Raw genomic sequence first — 17,863 nt, 5'->3', positions numbered from 1 at the left:
AGTAGAAAATAAAAGTTAAAACAATGGAAACAAAAATGTTATTACAGAACGATTCTCTCTGGAACAGACTTCAGCAGTTTTCGTTAGATGCTCCCAATGTTGATTTTCCTTTCTCAAAAAAATTAGCCAAAGAAGAAAAGTGGAGTGTAGATTTTACTAAAAAAGCGATAGAAGAGTATAAAAAGTTCGTTTATCTCTGTTGTGTTCTCCCAAACGGCGCTTCACCAAGCGAAATTGTAGATAAGGTGTGGCATATGCATCTTATTTATACTCAAAATTACTGGGAAGAATTTTGTCCGGATATTCTGAAAAGGAAACTTCACCACCACCCGTCAAAAGGAGGTTTTGCAGAAAAAGATAAACATCAGAATTGGTTCTCAGATACTTTAAAAAACTACAAAGAAATTTTTAATCAGGACGCACCAGAAGATATCTGGAATAGTACAGTTAAAAAATCTCAGTATAAAAGATCATGGCTCACAAGACTGAAGATTACCACTTTAATTTGTCTTTTATTGATGGTGTATTCCTGCTCCGATAATACTCTTAATACGCTGACAATCTTTGTTGCTGTGATTATAGTTTTTTTTCTCTTTATAAGTTTGATTTCAACGATTTTAGAGACAAATATTCCAAAAGATCAGGATAAAAATGGTAACAGCAGTGCTGACGGTGGCGGCTGTAGCGGAGGAGGAGGAAGTTGCAGCGGCGGTGGTTGTGGAGGAGGGTGCGGAGGATGTGGTGGTTGCGGGGGATAATCAAAAAGGATTAACGATGAAAAAGATAATCATTCACACAATTCCGATTATAATAAGTTTGATTTGGCTTATTGTAAACAACGATACTTTTAATCCGATTTCTTTGAAAGGTCCAGAATTTCTGAAATTCTATTTGATTCTTTTACTCGGATTTTATGTTTCAATTTTTATTCTGAAATCTTTCAAAGATGTAGTTTCTAAAACGACATTTTACTTTATGATTTCGATTTTCGTTTTGGGCATTGTAAAGCTGATGAGAGGAATAATATTAGAAAAACCTGTTGGATTTCTTCTAATAATTCTTGCTATAGAGACTATCATTGGAAGTTTTTTAATGTTAAAACTATTAACAGGTGATGAAAAATAACGGATTTTATAGTTAAATAAATATTAAAGTTTTTAATAAAGAAATTACAGTGTATAAGTTGGAATTAAGAAAATGATTAATAACGTTAATTAATATTTCTTAATTGTATAGGTTTTATAGACGAAATTATGAAATTTTAGTTGTTTTTTTTCTCTTTAATGTGTTGTAAGTCATTTGTTAGTAAGTGTTTACTGAGATGTGAAAGTTTTTATATTTGCAAAAAAATACAACAAACGTAATATAAATGATGAGAATAACTACAATGGCAATTTTTTTGTCAGTATGTTCCTATGCCCAAAAAAACCACTCTATTAACGGAGTCATCAAAGATCAAGATACGGGAGAGATTATTTCTGGAGCCTCTATTAAAGTAAAAGAGAAACCTGAAATTACTATTGAAACCAATGAGTATGGTTTTTACTCTATCTCCTTACCCGAAAGTGATTATACATTAATTATCAACCACAATAAACATGGCACAATAACTAAGAATATACATTTATACGAAACCGTAAAAATGGATTTGACCATGGAAAAAGAAGATGCTGTAATAGAAGAAGTTTTAATCAATAAAAAAAATAAAACGACAGCTTTCACAAAATCTAAAATGGGAGCAGAAGTATTAGATATTCAAAGTATTTCAAAGCTTCCTGTTTTATTTGGTGAGAAAGATGTCATAAAAACGTTACAGTTTTTGCCGGGAATAAGCTCACAAGAAGGGAGTTCAGGTTTTAGTGTGCGAGGAGGAAGTCCTGATCAAAATCTTATTTTATTAGATGAGGCTCCTATATTTAATAATTCGCATTTGTTGGGATTTTTCAGCACATTCAACAGTGATGCATTGAGAAGTGTTTCGGTCTACAAAGGAAATATGCCTTCGCAATACGGAGGAAGATTGTCTTCAATAATTGATGTAAAAATGAAAGAAGGTAACAATCAGGATTACAATGTTACCGGAGGGATTGGTTTAATCAGCAGCAGGCTAAGTGTAGAAGGTCCAATTCAGAAAGGAAAGTCTTCTTTTATAATCTCAGGGAGACGAACTTATGCAGATCTTTTTGTAGGCAAAGAAGACGGAAAAAAGACAAAACTGTATTTTTATGATCTTAATGCAAAGGCAAATTTTCAGATAAATAACAACAACAGTATACATTTATCAACTTACTTTGGGAAAGACGTTATTTCCTATAAAAAGTTTAAAAATAACTGGGGAAATATAGCCGTAACATTACGCTGGAACAGTATTATAAGCAGTAAATTGTTTTCCAATACTTCTTTTATCTTCAGTAATTATAATTATAAAACAAATATTCAAAATTTTGACGGATCTCTTCTGGAAGTTAATCCGAATATAAGAAACCTTTCTTTTAAACAGGATTTTAACCATTATATTGGTCTTAATCATTCATTACGATATGGATTACAATCATCTTACTATTATTTTAATACACCGGGACTTTCAGAATCTGTAAAATCCGGCTTTTTGGTAAAACCCAGATCAATGTGGGAAAACGCTTTATATATTAATGATGATTTTAAAATTACAGATAAATTCTTTATTAATTACGGAGTGAGATTGTCTATGCTTTCTTCCGGAGAGAAAACATCAGAAACTGAAGAATCCGGAAATAACAATTTTGCCAAAAGCTACACCAATTTAGAGCCTCGTTTGATGCTTAATTATGAATTTAATAAAAGTAACAGCCTTAGAATAGGATACACCCGAAATACCCAAAATATTCAGACGTTGAGCAGTACAAGTAATGAAAATTTGGCTAATGATTTATGGATTAATTTAAGAAAACCGGAAACTGCAGATCAGATCAATATTGGATATACCAAAAAATTCAAAAGTGATTATGAAATCAGCATTGAAACTTTTTACAAAAAAATGTCTAATCTGGTAGATTATAAAGATGGTGTTGAAGTAAACGTATTGGATAATATAGAAAATAATCTTTTGTATAATGGTCACGGAAGAGCTTACGGACTAGAGTTTTTAGCAAAGAAAACCTCGGGAAGACTTACAGGTTGGCTGTCGTACACATTATCAAAAACAGAGAGAAAAATAGACGGAATTAATGACGGAGAATGGTATAATGCCCAACAAGATAAGACGCATAATTTATCAATCGTAACGAGCTATCAATTAACTCCTAAGTGGACGTTATCCGGAGCATTTGTTTACAGTACGGGAAATGCAGTAACATTCCCCGTTGGAAGGTATGAATCAGGTGATCAAACGATATTGCAATACGGAAAAAGAAACAGCAATCGTATGCCTGCTTATCATAGGCTGGATATTAATGCGACCTATGAACCCATAACAAATAAACGCTTTAAAAGCTCATGGTCATTTGGGATATATAATGTTTATGGAAGAAGCAATCCTTTCTCTGTAACATTCCAACCTCAATTAGTTGATCCAAACGGGATACAGACCGTGAAAACTTCTCTTTTCTCTATCGTTCCGAACGTAACCTATAACTTTAAATTCTAAATTAATAATGATGATCAATAAAAAATACTTAATTATATATTCTCTTCTTTTGTGTTTAGTAAGCTGTGAAGAAGTAATAGATCTTCCTTTAGATGATATGAGCGGAAAAATTGTTATTGAAGGAGCCGTTACAGATGAAGATGGGCCTTATTTCGTGCAAGTTACCAGATCCAGAAAAATATCTTTTGAAGATAGCGGTTCTGTGCGAGTAGCCAATGCAACCGTAGTTATTACAGATGACCAAGGGCAAACGGATACGCTGAAATATGAAAACGGTGTTTACAAAACGGTAAATCTTGTGACGAATTATGGACGTGTTTATACACTTTCGGTTACTGTAGATGGAGTTACCTATAAATCTACCAGTAAAATGCCGGAATATGTAGAATTTGAAGGGCTCAAACAAACAACACTTTTTAATGGAAGTGAGGATGGTGTAGGTATTATTCCAATTTTTACAGACCCATCAGAAAAAGGGAATTATTATCTTTTTAAGTCTAATAAAACTAACCTTGATCTATCTCCCGCTTATACTGTTATGTCTGATGATATAGGAAATGGAGAAGTAAATGTTAAGCCGATTTCTAATAAAATTACTTTGAAGAAGAATGATACGATACAGGTTGAAATGCGGTCTGTTGATGCTTCTGTTTATAAATATTTTAAAGCACTCCCATTATCAACTTTGGAAAATTCTGGAGTAAGCGTTACACCGACTAATCCTCCAAGCAATATCAGTAACGGAGCTCTAGGATATTTTTCTGCGCACACTACTTCTACAAAAGATATTATCATTAAATAGAAACAAGGTTAATATTTTTATACAAAAAAAGGGGATTGAAAATTTTCAACCCCCTTTTCTATTTTATTCTTTTTCTTTGGCTGTTTTATAACCGTATTCTTTACACATGTAGTAAGTAATTCCTAACAAAATAATGCTTAATATCAAGTGAGATTTTTCGGGATGTACGATTGCCTGATAAAGGTTATATCCAAAAACGGCAGATACAATTCCGATTAATATTTGATTTGCTTGAGCGTACTGGTTTTTTAATGAAGTTTTCATGATTAATATTTTTAATTGTTATTTATCAAGTAAGTACAACAATTCGAAATATGTTACAGAAAAAATTTAATTACAAAATTATCTTCATTCAAATTACTTCATCAGACTGATATTGGTAAGTCCTCCGTCTGCAAGAATTTCGGTTCCAACAACAAAAGTTGATTCATCTGATGCTAAAAATACAGCAGCATTTCCAATGTCCGATGGTAATCCCTGTCTGCCAACCGGAGTAATGTCTATCCATAACTGTTTTACCTGTTCCAATTGTTCTTCCGGGACAATTTTTCCGAAAACTGGTGTGTCAATAGAACCTGGTGAAAGGGCATTCACTCTAATTTTCTTCGGCAGTAAATCTAATGACAAACCTTTGGCTAATGATATAATGGCGGCTTTTGCAGCTCCATAAATCGCCATTCCCGGTGCGGCACGATGAGCAGCACTTGATCCGATAAGAATAATGGAAGCTCCTTCATTAAGATAAGGAAGTGCTTTTTGAACGGAAAAGTAGGCGCTTTTCAGGTTTAAATCCATGTATTGATCATAACTTTTTTCTGTTATATCTTCAATGCTTCCTAATGGAACGCCGTCAACAATGCCTCCCGCATTAACTACCAAGACGTCAATTTTTCCAAATTTTTCGGATGTTTTCTTAAAGACATTTTCCAGATCATCAAGATTGGTAACATCTCCTTTAATTCCGATAAATTCTGAACCTAAAGCGTCCACAGAACTGTTTAAGGTTGTCTCATTTCTACCCGTAATTGTACCAACTGCACCTTCATTTTTGAATGATTCTGCAATACCAAATCCGATACCGCTGTTACCGCCGGTAATGACGGCTACTTTATTTTTTAATCTGTTCATTTTTTTAATAATTAAAAACCAAAAATTCCACCTGAAACAGCAATCTGTTCACCCGTAATCCATCCTGCATCGTCTGAAGCAATAAATACGGCAGCTTTTGCAATGTCTTCTGGCTGTCCTGTGCGTCCGAGTGGTGTGTTGGATACAAATTTAGTTTCAGCTTCGCTACCGATGAATCCGGCTGTATGAGAACCTTCTGTTTCTACGATACCCGGCAAAATAGAATTGATTCGGATGTTTCTGCCTGCAAATTCTTTTGACAGAGCAACGGTAAAAGCATCTAATGCGGTCTTTGTTGCAGAATATACTGAGCCTGTAGGCAATGGAGATCTGCTTGCACCTGAACTGATATTGATGATATTTCCACCTTTTTCACCAAATAGTTTTAATGCTGACTGAATCGCAAAAATAGAACCTAAAACATTGATATTGAATTGCTGATGAAATGTTTCTGCCGATACCTGTTCGATAGGCTCATAGTTATAAATTCCGGCATTATTTACCAAAACATCCAATGTACCGAAAGCATTTTTCGTTTCATCAAAAAGTCTGATGACATCTGCTTCTTTCGAGACATCGCCCTGTACGGCAATGGCGATTCCGCCAGAGTTGGTGATTTCGTTTACCACTTTATCTGCGTCAGCTTTGCTTGATGCATAATTAACGACAACTTTTGCGCCTTCTGCTGCAAAATATTTTGCGATTGAAGCACCTATTCCTTTTGAAGCACCTGTAACTACAGCTACTTTATTTTTTAATTTACTCATTGTTCTTGTTGTTTAAAAACTTAAGAGCAAAATTACCACATTGAAATTTATTTTAGTAACTTTGTAACTAAAAGTAACAGTAACCTCTAAGTAACAATGTAACCTTATGGAATGTAAACCTCTTGAAAAAGAACTTCATAAAAAGGAGATGATGGCCGTTCAGGATTCGATGGATGTGTTGAGTGGGAAATGGAAAATATCTATTATTTCATCAATCTGCTATTACAATAAAAGACGATTTTCTGATATTCTGAATGATGTGGTTGGAATTTCCAACAAAATGCTGAGTAAGGAATTAAAAGAATTGGAAATCAATAAACTGATAAACCGTACGGTTTTGAATACTCAACCTGTAACGGTACAATATGAATTGACTAAACACGGTAAAACGTTGCAGACAATCATTAATAATCTGACAGATTGGGGAATTGCTCACAGAAAGGAAATTATTGGGAAATAGTTTTAAGAAAATATCAAGCATAAAAAAAGACCTGAAAAGGTCTTTTAATATTTAGTTTAAGCAATTACTCCGCTTCCGATAAGTTCGTCATCTAGATACCACGAGGCAAATTGTCCCTCTGCGATGGCAGATTGTAGTTCTTCAAATTCCATGTAGAACGAATTTTCAAACTGGAAGATCGTTGCTTTCTGCAAAGCCTGTCTGTAACGGAATCTCGCCAATACTTCCATTGATTCTCCATTTTTCAGTCTTAGATCTTCGCGAACCCAGTGAAGTTCAGAATTATCAACTTTCAAGGCTTTTTTATGCAAACCTGGGAAGCTGTGACCTTCTCCAACGAAAATAATGTTGTTTTCCATATCTCTTGATACGATAAAACAGCTTTCTTTATGTCCGCCGATTCCTAATCCTTTGCTTTGACCGATCGTGAAAAATTGGGCACCTTGATGCTTTCCGATCACTTTTCCGTCCGCTTTTTTATAATTGATTTTTTGACTTAAAAATTCTAATTCTTCTTCTTTTGAAGAAAATTTCGGCGTTTCCTGAGAAAATAAAGGCGAATCTTTGAAAATTTCTACAATTTCACCTTCTTTCGGAACCAATTGTTGTTGTAAAAACTGAGGAAGACTTACTTTTCCGATAAAACATAATCCCTGCGAATCTTTTTTATCAGCCGTAACCAATCCGATTTCTTTTGCAATTTCTCTTACTTCAGGTTTTGTTAATTCTCCAATTGGAAATAATGCTTTAGACAATTGATCCTGATTCAATTGACATAAAAAGTATGATTGATCTTTATTATTGTCTTTTCCGGCTAAAAGATGAAAAATCTCTTTTCCGTTTTCGTCAAAAGTAGAATCTACTCTTGCATAATGTCCCGTTGCTACTTTATCAGCACCTAAAGACATCGCTGTTTTCATAAAAACATCAAATTTCACCTCTCTGTTACACAAAACATCAGGGTTTGGAGTTCTTCCTTTCTGATATTCGTCAAACATATAATCAACGATTCTTTCCTTGTAAAGATCGCTCATATCAATCACCTGAAACGGGATTCCCAACTTCTGGGCAACCATCAACGCGTCGTTACTGTCCTCTATCCAAGGGCATTCATCTTCTAACGTTACCGAAGCATCGTTCCAGTTTCTCATAAACAAAGCCACGACTTCATGACCTTGTTGCTGCAGCAAATATGCCGTAACACTGGAGTCTACACCTCCAGATAATCCTACTACTATTTTCATTTTATTTCAATTTTACGAAACTCTTAACGGGAGTTCTTAGTTTGATGCGGCAAAAATACAACTAAAAAAATTCGTAAAAAAAACATAATTTTAAACATCGATAAAAACAATTTATATGAAAAAGTTTATTATTCCTTTACTATTGATGCTTTCAGGATCGGCATTTTCTCAGGTTTCGGTAGGCACAACAGAACAAAATAATAACAAATGGACTTTCGGAGGCGGAATTGGAGTTGGTTTCGGAAGTCAGAGTTCGTTTTATTTACAGGCTTCACCAAGAGTAGGTTACAGGCTTACCGATGGTTTGGAAGGAGGAGTCATTGGAAGTATTTCCTGGCAAACTTCAGATTATTATCGCTCTACAATGTTCGGAGTTGGCCCGTTTTTGAATTATTATATTGCCAGAACGTTTTATTTAAGTGCCAATTATCAGCATTACTTCATCAATTATAAAGATAAATATTACGATTATAAAATGAATGAACAGGAAGATGCTTTGTATCTCGGAGGAGGTTATATGCAAAGAATCGGGAACAATTCTTTTATGCAGATTGGGGTAATGTATAATGTTCTTTGGAAAGAAAATTCAAGTATATTTTCAAGTGGTTTAGTACCTAATATTGGATTTGTAGTTGGATTGTAAGATTAAGTTTCATTACAATTTTGATATAAAAATAATTCCCGAAGCATATCGCCTCGGGAATTTTAGTTGGAATTTATTTAGATTAAATCTCTAAAATAATACAATAAAAGTTGAACCTCCAGCAGTAAATATAGTCCCATTAACCGCTGGACTACCATAACCGGAAAGATCTAAAACAGGAGGATTAGCCGTGCCACAACCCATGTGCATTGTGTAATAACCGCCTATTGCTACTCCCGAAGTATTTTTGACACCGAATTTCATACCTGCCCATTTTGATCCCATCCACAATGCTGTAGGGACAGGATTTCCGGGAAGATTATAAGGATTTAAATAATCAGCGTTCACCACCCAGCTATTAATTAAAGGGGTATCGGGATAGTTAGGATTAAAAGTATTTGAAGTATTTACATCTGGGTTATAATATGCTTCTACATAGCCTAGAGGAGATAAAGACGCAGGTCCCAATACCGACAGGCTGGTGTTAGCCTGAATATTAGGGCTGCAGTTGGTTGTGCTGGTATAATTGGATTTCCAGATTGTATACTCAATAATTGTATCCGTGTAGTTTTGGATAAAAAGATCATCTTGCGCGGAGGCCCAAAATGATGCAATAAATGCTGTCAGTAAAAATAACTTTTTCATAATTTTAATTTTCAGATTTATAGTTTTTATTAGTTTGCTTGTTGTACTCGCCATAAACTTGCACGGCCCAAGTAAGAATTTTTTCCTTATCTCCGCGTGTTTGTCTTTCTATTTCAGCGTAAGAAACTCCAGATGAAGCGATGAGGTCCTTTGCAGCAGGTAAAAGCATTTCTTTTTTATAATCACTCAATTCTGCAGATGTTCTTGGCGTAGCAGGAGCAGGTTCTTTCTCCATCGCTACTTTTTTAATCGCTAGATTGAATTTTTGTACCGCCTCAGGCTTTGAAATATCCGGAGTTGTATTTGTTGCCATATTTTCAGTTGCACAAGATAAAAATGTAAGCATGGGAATACTTAAAAGTAAAATTGTTTTTCTTAATTTCATGATAATTGTTTTGAATTAAATGATTAAAATATGACAACCCAAGTTGCTCCTCCTACTGTAAAAAGGACGGCATCTGTCATAGATGGAGGAATTACGTTACCTGTTAAATCTGAATATACAGTTGTACTTCCACAAAATTGGCCAAGGAAATAATATCCGCCAACATTTACTCCTGATTGATCCTGTACTCCAAATTTAATCCCCGTCCAGGTTGTCACATTACTGAAAACATTAAGAACCCCTGCAGGAGCATAATATGGAGCAGCAAAATTGGAGTTAGCGATCCATCTGCCTACCTGAGGGGTGGATGGATAGGCTGCATTAAATGCGAAAGTATTATTTACATTCCCATCATAATTTGCATCTATTGAAACTGAAGGATCATTAGTATATCCTAACTTTAATAAATTGTTTGTGACGGTTCTTGCCTCCAAATTAGGAGTACATCCTGTTGTAGGGCTCCCTAAATTAGATTTAATCAAGTTGTACTCTACATAATTAGGAGTATAGTTCTGGATATAAATTGGTGGAGGTGTTGTTTGAGCATAAACGCAATATGAAGCAATAAATGTTGCCAGTAAAAGTAGTTTTTTCATGATTTTAGTTTTCAGATTTGTAGTTTTTATTAGTTTGCTTGTTGTAATCTCCATAGACTTCTACAGCCCATTTTAGAATTTTTTCTCTATCACCTCCTGTTTGTCTCTCTATTTCAGAGTACGAAACTCCGGATGAAGCGATGAGGTCTTTCGCAGCTGGTAAAAGCATTTCTTTTTTATAATCACTCAATTCAGCAGACGTTCTTGGTGTTGCAGGAGCAGGTTCCTTTTCCATTGCTACTTTTTTGATCGCTAAATTGAATTTTTGTACTGCTTCCGGCTTCGAAACATCAGGCATCGTGGTTGTTGCAGATGATTCATTCGCACAAGAAAGAAATGTAAGCATCGAAATGCTTAAAAGTAAAATTGTTTTTTTCATGGTTAAATTGTTGTTAAAAATTTTATTGATAGTGTTTTAACTAGTTAAAGTGATCTAAATTATTAATAGAGTACTATCCAGGTTGCTCCTCCGACCTCAAAAAAAGTACCGTTGATAACCCCACTAAATGTGGCAAGAGCTGTTGGTGATCCGCAAGAATATCCCAGAGAATAATATCCTCCGATATTGTTTCCTGCCTGATCCTGAACGCCCAGTTTTATACCTCCCCATTTTGATCCTGAAATAGCTGCTGCAGGAACCGGATTGGAAGGAAGAGTGTACGGATTGGCATAGTTGCTGTCTAAAGTCCAGGTGTCAATTAAAGGAGTTTGAGGAAATAGAGGATTAAATGTATTTGATGTATTGATATTTCCGCTATAAAGAGCTTCAACAGGTACTAATCCAGGTGAAGTAGAGTAGGTTAATGTTGACATTCCTGTGACAGAACTTGAGGATTGTAGGTAAGGGCTAATACAGTTTACCGATGTATTCAAAGGGTTTAATCTCCATACGACATATTGTATTACCGTATCCGTATAATTTTGGATATAAAGATCTTGTGCCGAAACGCAAAATGAAACAGCAAATGATGCTAATAAAAGTAGTTTTTTCATAATTCTAGTTTTCAGATTTGTAGTTTTTATTGGTTTGCTTGTTGTAATCTCCATAGACTTCTACAGCCCATTTTAGAATTTTTTCTTTGTCACCTCCTGTTTGTCTTTCTATTTCAGAATAAGAAACTCCGGATGAAGCGATGAGGTCTTTCGCAGCTGGTAAAAGCATTTCTTTTTTGTAATCACTCAGTTCAGCGGATGTTCGTGGAGTTGTGGGAGCCGGTTCCTTTTCCATTGCTACTTTTTTGATGGCTAAATTGAATTTTTGTACTGCTTCCGGCTTTGAAACGTCAGGCATTGTGGAGGTTGCAGATGATTCATTGGCACAGGATAGAATTGTAAGCAAGGAAAAGCTTACGAGTAGAATTGTTTTCTTCATATTAATGATATTGATTTAATGTTCAATAAAATTAAATATTTTTTTTAATTAATCATTAAATAGTGAAAAAAATATGTTAAAAATTAATTAAAACGAAAAAAGCACCGAGAAATTCCCGATGCTTTTATATTTAAAAAATTAAATTATTGATTAAGAAGATTTTTCAACCGTCTTTTTTGTTTTCTGAGCTTTTCCGGCTAAGCCGTCTTTCGCTTCATTCACGTCTAAAATAATAGTTTCTCCTTCATTTAATTGTTTGTTTACCAACATTTCAGCTAATAAATCTTCAATATATTTCTGGATCGCTCTTTTTAGAGGTCTTGCACCAAAGTCTTTGTCCCAACCTTTTTCAGAAATAAAGTCTTTCGCTTCTTCAGTTAAATCAACTTTATATCCTAATTTATCTAGTCTGGTGTAAAGCTTGTTCAATTCAAGATCAATGATTTTTTTGATGTCTTCTTTCTCAAGAGAGTTGAAGATCACAATATCATCAATTCTATTCAGGAATTCAGGAGCAAATGCTTTTTTAAGGGCATTTTCGATTGTTCCTCTAGCTCTTGTATCAGAACCTGTTTTCTTAGCTGAAGTTCCGAATCCTACACCGTCACCGAAGTCTTTAATATCTCTGGTTCCGATGTTTGAAGTAAGGATAATGATTGTATTTCTAAAATCAATTTTTCTTCCTAAACTGTCCGTAACGTGACCTTCATCTAAGATCTGCAACAAAATATTGAATACATCCGGGTGAGCTTTTTCAATCTCATCTAAAAGAACCACAGCATAAGGTTTTCTTCTTACAGCTTCTGTTAATTGTCCACCTTCCTCGTATCCAACGTATCCCGGAGGCGCACCAACCAATCTTGAAACCGCGAATTTTTCCATGTATTCACTCATATCGATTCTGATCAAAGATTCGTCAGATTCGAAAAGTTCTCTTGCCATTACTTTAGCCAGCTCAGTTTTACCAACACCCGTTGTTCCAAGGAAAATAAATGTTCCAATTGGACGGTTTGGATCTTTAAGACCCGCTCTGTTTCTTTGAATAGCTTTAACAACTTTCTTCACTGCTTCTTCCTGACCGATAACTTTTCCGTTCAGTTTTTCGTCCATTTGAGCTAGTTTATCAAGCTCATTTTTACCGACTTTCGTTACAGGAACACCGCTCATCATAGAAACTACTTCCGCAACATTTTCATCGGTTACGGTTTCTTTCTTCTCTTTTACATCTTTGTCCCACTTATCTTGAGCAGAATTTAATTCCATCTGAAGACGCTCTTCTTCATCTTTAAGCTTTCTTGCCTCAAGATAATCCTGAGCTTTTACAGCTTTCTGTTTCAGTTCTTTAATGTCTTCAATTTTCTGTTCAAAATCAATGATCTCAGTAGGAACTTTCATGTTTTTAATATAAACACGAGATCCAGCTTCGTCCATTGCATCAATTGCTTTATCCGGTAAGAAACGGTCTGTAATATATCTGGCTGTTAAATTAACACAAGCCAGAATTGCTTCCGGAGTATACACTACATTATGATGTTCTTCGTATTTGTCTTTGATTTGATTCAAGATCTGAATGGTTTCTTCAATATTAGTCGGTTCCACCATTACTTTCTGGAATCTTCTCTCCAAAGCACCATCTTTTTCAATATACTGACGGTACTCATCAAGAGTTGTAGCACCAATACATTGGATCTCACCTCTTGCTAAAGCCGGTTTGAACATATTGGAAGCATCTAAACTTCCAGTAGAGCTACCCGCGCCAACAATCGTGTGAAGCTCGTCGATGAATAAGATCACATCACGGTTTTTTTCTAATTCCGTCATGATAGCCTTCATTCTCTCTTCAAACTGTCCACGGTATTTTGTACCTGCTACCAAACTCGCCAAATCCAAAGTGATTACTCTTTTACCATAAAGAACTCTTGAAACTTTCTTCTGTTGAATTCTTAAAGCTAAACCTTCAGCGATGGCAGATTTACCAACTCCAGGTTCACCGATAAGCAACGGATTGTTCTTCTTTCTTCTTGATAAAATTTGAGAAACTCTTTCGATTTCTTTCTCACGACCGATCACTGGGTCTAATTTCCCATCTCTTGCCAAAGAAGTAAGGTCTCTACCAAAGTTATCCAAAGTTGGAGTTTTACTTTTTGCAGACCCTAAATTTCCTGTAGGCTTTCTCATTTGCTCAAAATCCTCTCTCTCTTCGTCGTCATCGTAAGCACTCATTTGTGGTGTTTGGCCAGAATTTTTTAGCATAGTTTGATATTCTTTTGATACTCCTTCATAGTCGATGTCGTAAGCACCTAATATACTTGAGGTGGGGTCTTCATATTTATATAGAATGCCTAAAAGCAAATGAACGGTATTAATTTCATTACTTTTATACTGTCTGCATTCTAACTCAGCACGTTTGATGGAATGATCTGCCATCTTGGTGAAAGAAATATTGGTAACCTCCTCAGAAATAGGATTAAGACTTGCTGTATTTAGAGTTTCAATTTTTCTTCTGATTTGTGTTAAATCCGCATTAAGGTTTTGAAGGATTTCTTTTGCAGAGTTTTCCGTTTTTATAATACCTAAAAGTAGATGTTCTGTATTGAGAAATTCACTTTTCAGCCGTTTAGCTTCGCTTTTGCTTTGTTTGAACACTTGGCTCAAACCTTGTGAAAACTTATAATCCATAATATATCTCATTAGAATAATAGCAACATTGCCATTTATTCATTATCTAAATTACAAATATTTTACCAAAAATCAAATAATGACTTTATGGCAGAAAAAAACTTTATTATCTTATTGAAAATGACTAAGTTTGTTATCCTTTAAATTTTTCTCATGAATCCCGAAATTTCTACTTACGTCGGATATTCTGCCTCACTTTTCGTTGTGTTGAGCTTTATATTGAAAGATGTAAGAAAAATCAGAATTGTTAATATGATTGGCTGTATTTGTTTTGTCATTTACGGTATTTTTAGCGGAATGCTTTGGCCGGTGATCATACCTAACGGGCTGGTTTGCTTTATACAAATTTACCATTTGTTGGCAGGAAAAAAAAGTAAATGAGGAAAAAAATAATCACATCTGCTTTTAGTAATTTATATACAGATCAACGTATCGAAAAGGTTTGCAGGACTTTGCATGAAAACGGCTATGAGATTGAATTAATAGGAAATGATTGGGGTGGTGCAGAAAAAATGCAGCGACCTTATTCTTTTTCCAGAATACAATTAATTTCTAAAAGTTTAAAAACAGCCTACTTTGAGTTTAACTGGAAGCTGTATCACGAATTAAAGAAAAAGGCAGATCAAAATACCATTCTTCATGCTAATGATTTGGATGCCTTGCTACCTAATTATCTTATTGCTAAAAAATTAAATATTCCTTTGGTTTTTGACAGTCATGAAATTTTTTCCGAAATGCCGGCAATTCAAGGCAAAATGTCACAAAAATTATGGAGATATCTTGAAAGGAGCATCGTTCCGAAAGTGAAATTCATGATGACAGCGAGTGGAAGTTATGGAAAATGGTTCCAAAAAAAGTATGGAGTTGATCCAATTATTGTTCAAAATGCTCCCCGAAAAATAGATTTTACTTTTGAAATTCCTGAAAATAGTCCAAAAGTAATTTTATATCAAGGCGCAATAAATCCTTTTCGTGGAATTGATAAAGTTATTTTATCAATGCACCATCTTGATAATGTAATTTTAAAAATTGCGGGAGATGGTCCTCGTAAAAAGAAATACGAAGAATTGGTTATTAAAGAAAATCTTCAACATAAAGTTCAATTTTTAGGAAAATTAAAACCAGAAGATTTAAGAGAAATCACAATAACAGTTGATTGCGGAATGAGCATTGAAGAGAATGGGGGAGAGAGTTATTTTTATTCTTTACCTAATAAAGTTTTAGATTGCATTCAGGCACGAGTTCCTTTAATTTTGTCAAATCTCCCAGAAATGCAGAATATTAAAAGTCAATTTGATATTGGAGAAATCATAAAAGATCATCAGCCTGAAAATATTGCTGAATCGATCAATTTAATTTTAAATAAAGGAAGAAAAAATTATCAACCCGAACTCGAAAAAGCAGCAAATATTCTTTGCTGGGAAAATGAGGAGGTAAAATTATTAAAGGTTTTTGAAGAGGCTTCAATTGCGCTATAAGCTTTAAGTAATAGGAAATAAGCCAAATCTCATATCACAATCATTTTGCCTATAGCTTACTGCTTCAAGCCTAAAGCATAATTTAGTATCTTTGCAAAAAGAAAGTAAAGAAATGACCATTAAAGAAAAACAGAAGGAACTTATCGACGAATTTGCGTTTCTTGAGGACTGGGAGCAAAAATATGAGTACATCATTGATCTTGGGAAAGAATTAAAAGGTCTTCCGGATGACAAAAAAGGTGATGAAAATCTTATTAAAGGCTGTCAGAGTAAAGTTTGGATTGATGCAGAGTTCAGAGATGGAAAACTGTTTTTTGATGCAGATTCTGATGGTATTTTACCAAAAGGAATCGTTTCTTTATTAGTGAGCATTTACAGTGGCCATTCTACACAGGAAATTTTAGATTCTGATTTCGAATTTATCTCAGAGATCGGATTACAGGAGTTTCTTTCTCCTTCCAGAGCCAACGGACTCATGGCGATGACAAAACAAATTAAATTTTATGCAGTTGCCTATCAACTAAAGTCGTAGCTGTGACCAGAATTTTAGCATATCGTTTTTCCGCTTTTGGTGATGTCGCTATGACAGCGCCGGTTTTTCGAGAGTTTTTGGAACAGAATCCTGACGTTGAAATCATCATGGTTTCGAGAAAGAATTTTGAGAGCTTATTCTCTGATATTCCGAATGTTATATTCAAAGGAATCAACTTAGATGATTATAAGGGTATTTTCGGGTTGCAAAGATTAGCGAATGAATTAATTAAAGAATTTCATCCCGATATGATCGCTAATCTGCATGATGTGATCAGAACGAAAATCTTAGATAAAATTTATCGAAGAAAAGGACTTAAAGTATTCAAAATCAATAAAGGAAAAGAGGAAAAAGAGCATCTAACCGATATTTGGAATTTAAATAAAGTTCAGTTAAGAAAAACGGTTGAACGTTACGCTGATGTTTTTCGTGAAATGAGTTTTAAGGTGGAACTTTCTCATCAGTTAAGACCAACTTCAACTAATAAATCCGGAATTGGTTTTGCGCCTTTTGCTCAGCATAAAGGAAAAATGCTTCCTTTGGAGAAATCTTACGAATTGGTGAAAATTTTAGCCCAAAAACATAAAATCTATTTCTTCGGAGGCGGTAAAGAAGAGACTGAAACATTAGAAAAATGGGAAAGTCAGATTCCGAATACAAAAAGTTTATCAGGCAAATTAAGTCTTACGGAAGAGCTTAATAAAATTTCAGAATTAGAACTAATGATCTCCATGGATTCTGCCAATATGCATTTGGCGAGTTTAATGGGAACGAGATGTGTTTCTATTTGGGGGTCTACGCATCCATATGCCGGCTTTTTAGGCTTCGGGCAGAGTGAAGATGATGTTGTACAGGTGAGTGATCTTACGTGCAGGCCTTGCTCTGTTTTTGGGGATAAGGAATGTTATCGAGGAGATTGGGCTTGTCTGGAAGAACTAAATATCCAGAAAATAGTTGATAAAATTTGTTAATAGGTTTTATTTGAATTTTTTCTGTTTTTCTTTTCCAACGTAAACTTCTTTTCTGTTTTCATCAACCAATTTTATATATTCTCCTGATCTGTCTATTTTTAAGATTGATTCGTTATTGTTTTTAATATCGGTAAGTATAAGAAATTGCTTTTTTATTTTAAAAGTAAAAGTAGTTTTTGTTAAAATGCTTTCAAAATGGATATCTCTTATTGAGCGATTCGTCAATTGAATCTTTTTGGAAGAGGAATTTATTTGCGAAAAGACTTTTTTATCGCCGATAAATATTAAAACTTTTGAATAGGGTTGATCAGGGCTTAAGATATCAATGTTTCGAGTGTCTAGACTATACTCAAATCGCGTAAAATTATCAAAGTTAGGGTCAACATTCTTTGAAACTTTTATGATTACAGAGCTCTCTTTGATTTCCTGAGAATAGATTATTGAAATCGAGAGAAGAAAGACAAAAGATATGAATGTTTGTTTCATCATCATAGTTTTAATATAACAAAAAAATCTCCCTTTAAAAAGAGAGATTT

General features: G+C 34.5%; 22 protein-coding genes. 10 read left to right on the top strand and 12 right to left on the bottom strand.

The genetic code is table 11. From position 1 onward, the window contains the following. Positions 1-23: 23 nt before the first annotated feature. The 4 genes from A0O34_RS09195 (at position 24) to A0O34_RS09180 (ending at position 4,427) form a co-directional block, all read left to right on the top strand. Complete coding sequence (locus tag A0O34_RS09195; protein WP_066753968.1) at positions 24-758, top strand: glycine-rich domain-containing protein; 735 nt, start codon at positions 24-26, stop codon at positions 756-758. A 16-nt stretch (positions 759-774) separates the two neighbouring features. Further along, positions 775-1,125 carry a hypothetical protein gene (locus A0O34_RS09190; RefSeq protein WP_066753966.1) on the top strand — a complete coding sequence of 117 codons (351 nt, stop codon included), beginning with the start codon at positions 775-777 and terminating at the stop codon, positions 1,123-1,125. Between the two features lie 244 nt (positions 1,126-1,369). Then, a complete protein-coding gene (locus A0O34_RS09185) occupies positions 1,370-3,625 on the top strand; it encodes a TonB-dependent receptor (RefSeq protein ID WP_066753965.1) in 2,256 nt (751 codons plus the stop codon). 7 nt (positions 3,626-3,632) lie between these two features. Further along, the gene (locus tag A0O34_RS09180; protein ID WP_082891131.1) at positions 3,633-4,427 is read left to right on the top strand and encodes a DUF4249 domain-containing protein; all 795 of its coding nucleotides are present in this window, start codon (positions 3,633-3,635) and stop codon (positions 4,425-4,427) included. 63 nt (positions 4,428-4,490) lie between these two features. Here the strand turns inward: A0O34_RS09180 and A0O34_RS09175 are convergent, their stop codons facing one another. The 3 genes from A0O34_RS09175 to A0O34_RS09165 all read right to left on the bottom strand — a co-directional run bounded on the left by A0O34_RS09175 (position 4,491) and on the right by A0O34_RS09165 (position 6,322). Further along, positions 4,491-4,691, bottom strand: coding sequence for a hypothetical protein (locus tag A0O34_RS09175; RefSeq protein ID WP_066753961.1), 201 nt, complete (start codon positions 4,689-4,691; stop codon positions 4,491-4,493). A gap of 93 nt (positions 4,692-4,784) precedes the next feature. Beyond that, complete coding sequence (locus A0O34_RS09170; protein ID WP_066753959.1) at positions 4,785-5,555, bottom strand: SDR family oxidoreductase; 771 nt, start codon at positions 5,553-5,555, stop codon at positions 4,785-4,787. 11 nt (positions 5,556-5,566) lie between these two features. After that, the gene (locus tag A0O34_RS09165) at positions 5,567-6,322 is read right to left on the bottom strand and encodes an SDR family NAD(P)-dependent oxidoreductase (RefSeq protein WP_066753957.1); all 756 of its coding nucleotides are present in this window, start codon (positions 6,320-6,322) and stop codon (positions 5,567-5,569) included. A gap of 106 nt (positions 6,323-6,428) precedes the next feature. On the opposite strand from A0O34_RS09165, the gene A0O34_RS09160 reads away from it, so the two are divergent. Continuing rightward, positions 6,429-6,782, top strand: coding sequence for a winged helix-turn-helix transcriptional regulator (locus A0O34_RS09160; protein ID WP_066753955.1), 354 nt, complete (start codon positions 6,429-6,431; stop codon positions 6,780-6,782). A gap of 56 nt (positions 6,783-6,838) precedes the next feature. On the opposite strand, the gene mnmA is transcribed toward A0O34_RS09160, so the two are convergent. Beyond that, positions 6,839-8,026, bottom strand: a complete 1,188-nt coding sequence (gene mnmA / locus A0O34_RS09155; protein WP_066753953.1) for a tRNA 2-thiouridine(34) synthase MnmA — start codon at positions 8,024-8,026, stop codon at positions 6,839-6,841. Between the two features lie 115 nt (positions 8,027-8,141). Between mnmA and A0O34_RS09150 the strand changes: the two genes are divergently transcribed. Next, complete coding sequence (locus A0O34_RS09150; protein WP_066753951.1) at positions 8,142-8,669, top strand: hypothetical protein; 528 nt, start codon at positions 8,142-8,144, stop codon at positions 8,667-8,669. A 90-nt stretch (positions 8,670-8,759) separates the two neighbouring features. On the opposite strand, the gene A0O34_RS09145 is transcribed toward A0O34_RS09150, so the two are convergent. The 7 genes from A0O34_RS09145 to A0O34_RS09115 all read right to left on the bottom strand — a co-directional run bounded on the left by A0O34_RS09145 (position 8,760) and on the right by A0O34_RS09115 (position 14,346). Then, entirely contained in the window at positions 8,760-9,314 is a 555-nt protein-coding gene (locus A0O34_RS09145; protein ID WP_066753949.1) for a hypothetical protein, read from the bottom strand. A gap of 4 nt (positions 9,315-9,318) precedes the next feature. Further along, complete coding sequence (locus A0O34_RS09140; RefSeq protein WP_066753947.1) at positions 9,319-9,699, bottom strand: hypothetical protein; 381 nt, start codon at positions 9,697-9,699, stop codon at positions 9,319-9,321. A gap of 23 nt (positions 9,700-9,722) precedes the next feature. Next, positions 9,723-10,295: a hypothetical protein gene (locus A0O34_RS09135; RefSeq protein ID WP_066753945.1), complete on the bottom strand. Its 573-nt coding sequence runs from the start codon at positions 10,293-10,295 to the stop codon at positions 9,723-9,725. A gap of 4 nt (positions 10,296-10,299) precedes the next feature. Continuing rightward, positions 10,300-10,674 carry a hypothetical protein gene (locus tag A0O34_RS09130; RefSeq protein ID WP_066753944.1) on the bottom strand — a complete coding sequence of 125 codons (375 nt, stop codon included), beginning with the start codon at positions 10,672-10,674 and terminating at the stop codon, positions 10,300-10,302. Positions 10,675-10,736: 62 nt separating this feature from the next. Continuing rightward, positions 10,737-11,288, bottom strand: coding sequence for a hypothetical protein (locus A0O34_RS09125; protein WP_066753942.1), 552 nt, complete (start codon positions 11,286-11,288; stop codon positions 10,737-10,739). A 4-nt stretch (positions 11,289-11,292) separates the two neighbouring features. Beyond that, positions 11,293-11,667 (bottom strand): hypothetical protein, encoded by a 375-nt coding sequence (locus A0O34_RS09120; RefSeq protein WP_157885990.1) that lies wholly within the window; start codon positions 11,665-11,667, stop codon positions 11,293-11,295. Positions 11,668-11,817: 150 nt separating this feature from the next. Continuing rightward, positions 11,818-14,346: an ATP-dependent Clp protease ATP-binding subunit gene (locus A0O34_RS09115; RefSeq protein ID WP_066753938.1), complete on the bottom strand. Its 2,529-nt coding sequence runs from the start codon at positions 14,344-14,346 to the stop codon at positions 11,818-11,820. A 153-nt stretch (positions 14,347-14,499) separates the two neighbouring features. Here A0O34_RS09115 and A0O34_RS09110 point away from each other — a divergent pair, with 153 nt between their 5' ends. The 4 genes from A0O34_RS09110 to A0O34_RS09095 all read left to right on the top strand — a co-directional run bounded on the left by A0O34_RS09110 (position 14,500) and on the right by A0O34_RS09095 (position 17,327). Then, positions 14,500-14,727, top strand: a complete 228-nt coding sequence (locus A0O34_RS09110; protein WP_066753936.1) for a uroporphyrinogen decarboxylase — start codon at positions 14,500-14,502, stop codon at positions 14,725-14,727. Beyond that, on the top strand, positions 14,724-15,824 hold the full coding sequence (locus tag A0O34_RS09105) for a glycosyltransferase (RefSeq protein ID WP_066753934.1): 1,101 nt from the start codon (positions 14,724-14,726) through the stop codon (positions 15,822-15,824). Before A0O34_RS09110 ends, A0O34_RS09105 begins: the two co-directional genes overlap by 4 nt. A 112-nt stretch (positions 15,825-15,936) precedes the next feature. Further along, positions 15,937-16,356: a SufE family protein gene (locus tag A0O34_RS09100; protein WP_066753932.1), complete on the top strand. Its 420-nt coding sequence runs from the start codon at positions 15,937-15,939 to the stop codon at positions 16,354-16,356. Positions 16,357-16,358: 2 nt separating this feature from the next. Beyond that, positions 16,359-17,327 (top strand): glycosyltransferase family 9 protein, encoded by a 969-nt coding sequence (locus A0O34_RS09095; RefSeq protein WP_228394373.1) that lies wholly within the window; start codon positions 16,359-16,361, stop codon positions 17,325-17,327. Positions 17,328-17,333: 6 nt separating this feature from the next. Here the strand turns inward: A0O34_RS09095 and A0O34_RS09090 are convergent, their stop codons facing one another. Further along, the gene (locus tag A0O34_RS09090) at positions 17,334-17,813 is read right to left on the bottom strand and encodes a hypothetical protein (RefSeq protein ID WP_157885989.1); all 480 of its coding nucleotides are present in this window, start codon (positions 17,811-17,813) and stop codon (positions 17,334-17,336) included. Positions 17,814-17,863 lie beyond the last annotated feature (50 nt).

Source organism: Chryseobacterium glaciei (genome assembly GCF_001648155.1).
In the GTDB taxonomy this organism is placed as follows: Bacteria; Bacteroidota; Bacteroidia; order Flavobacteriales; family Weeksellaceae; genus Chryseobacterium; species Chryseobacterium glaciei.
This window is presented reverse-complemented; position numbering and strand designations above follow the sequence as displayed.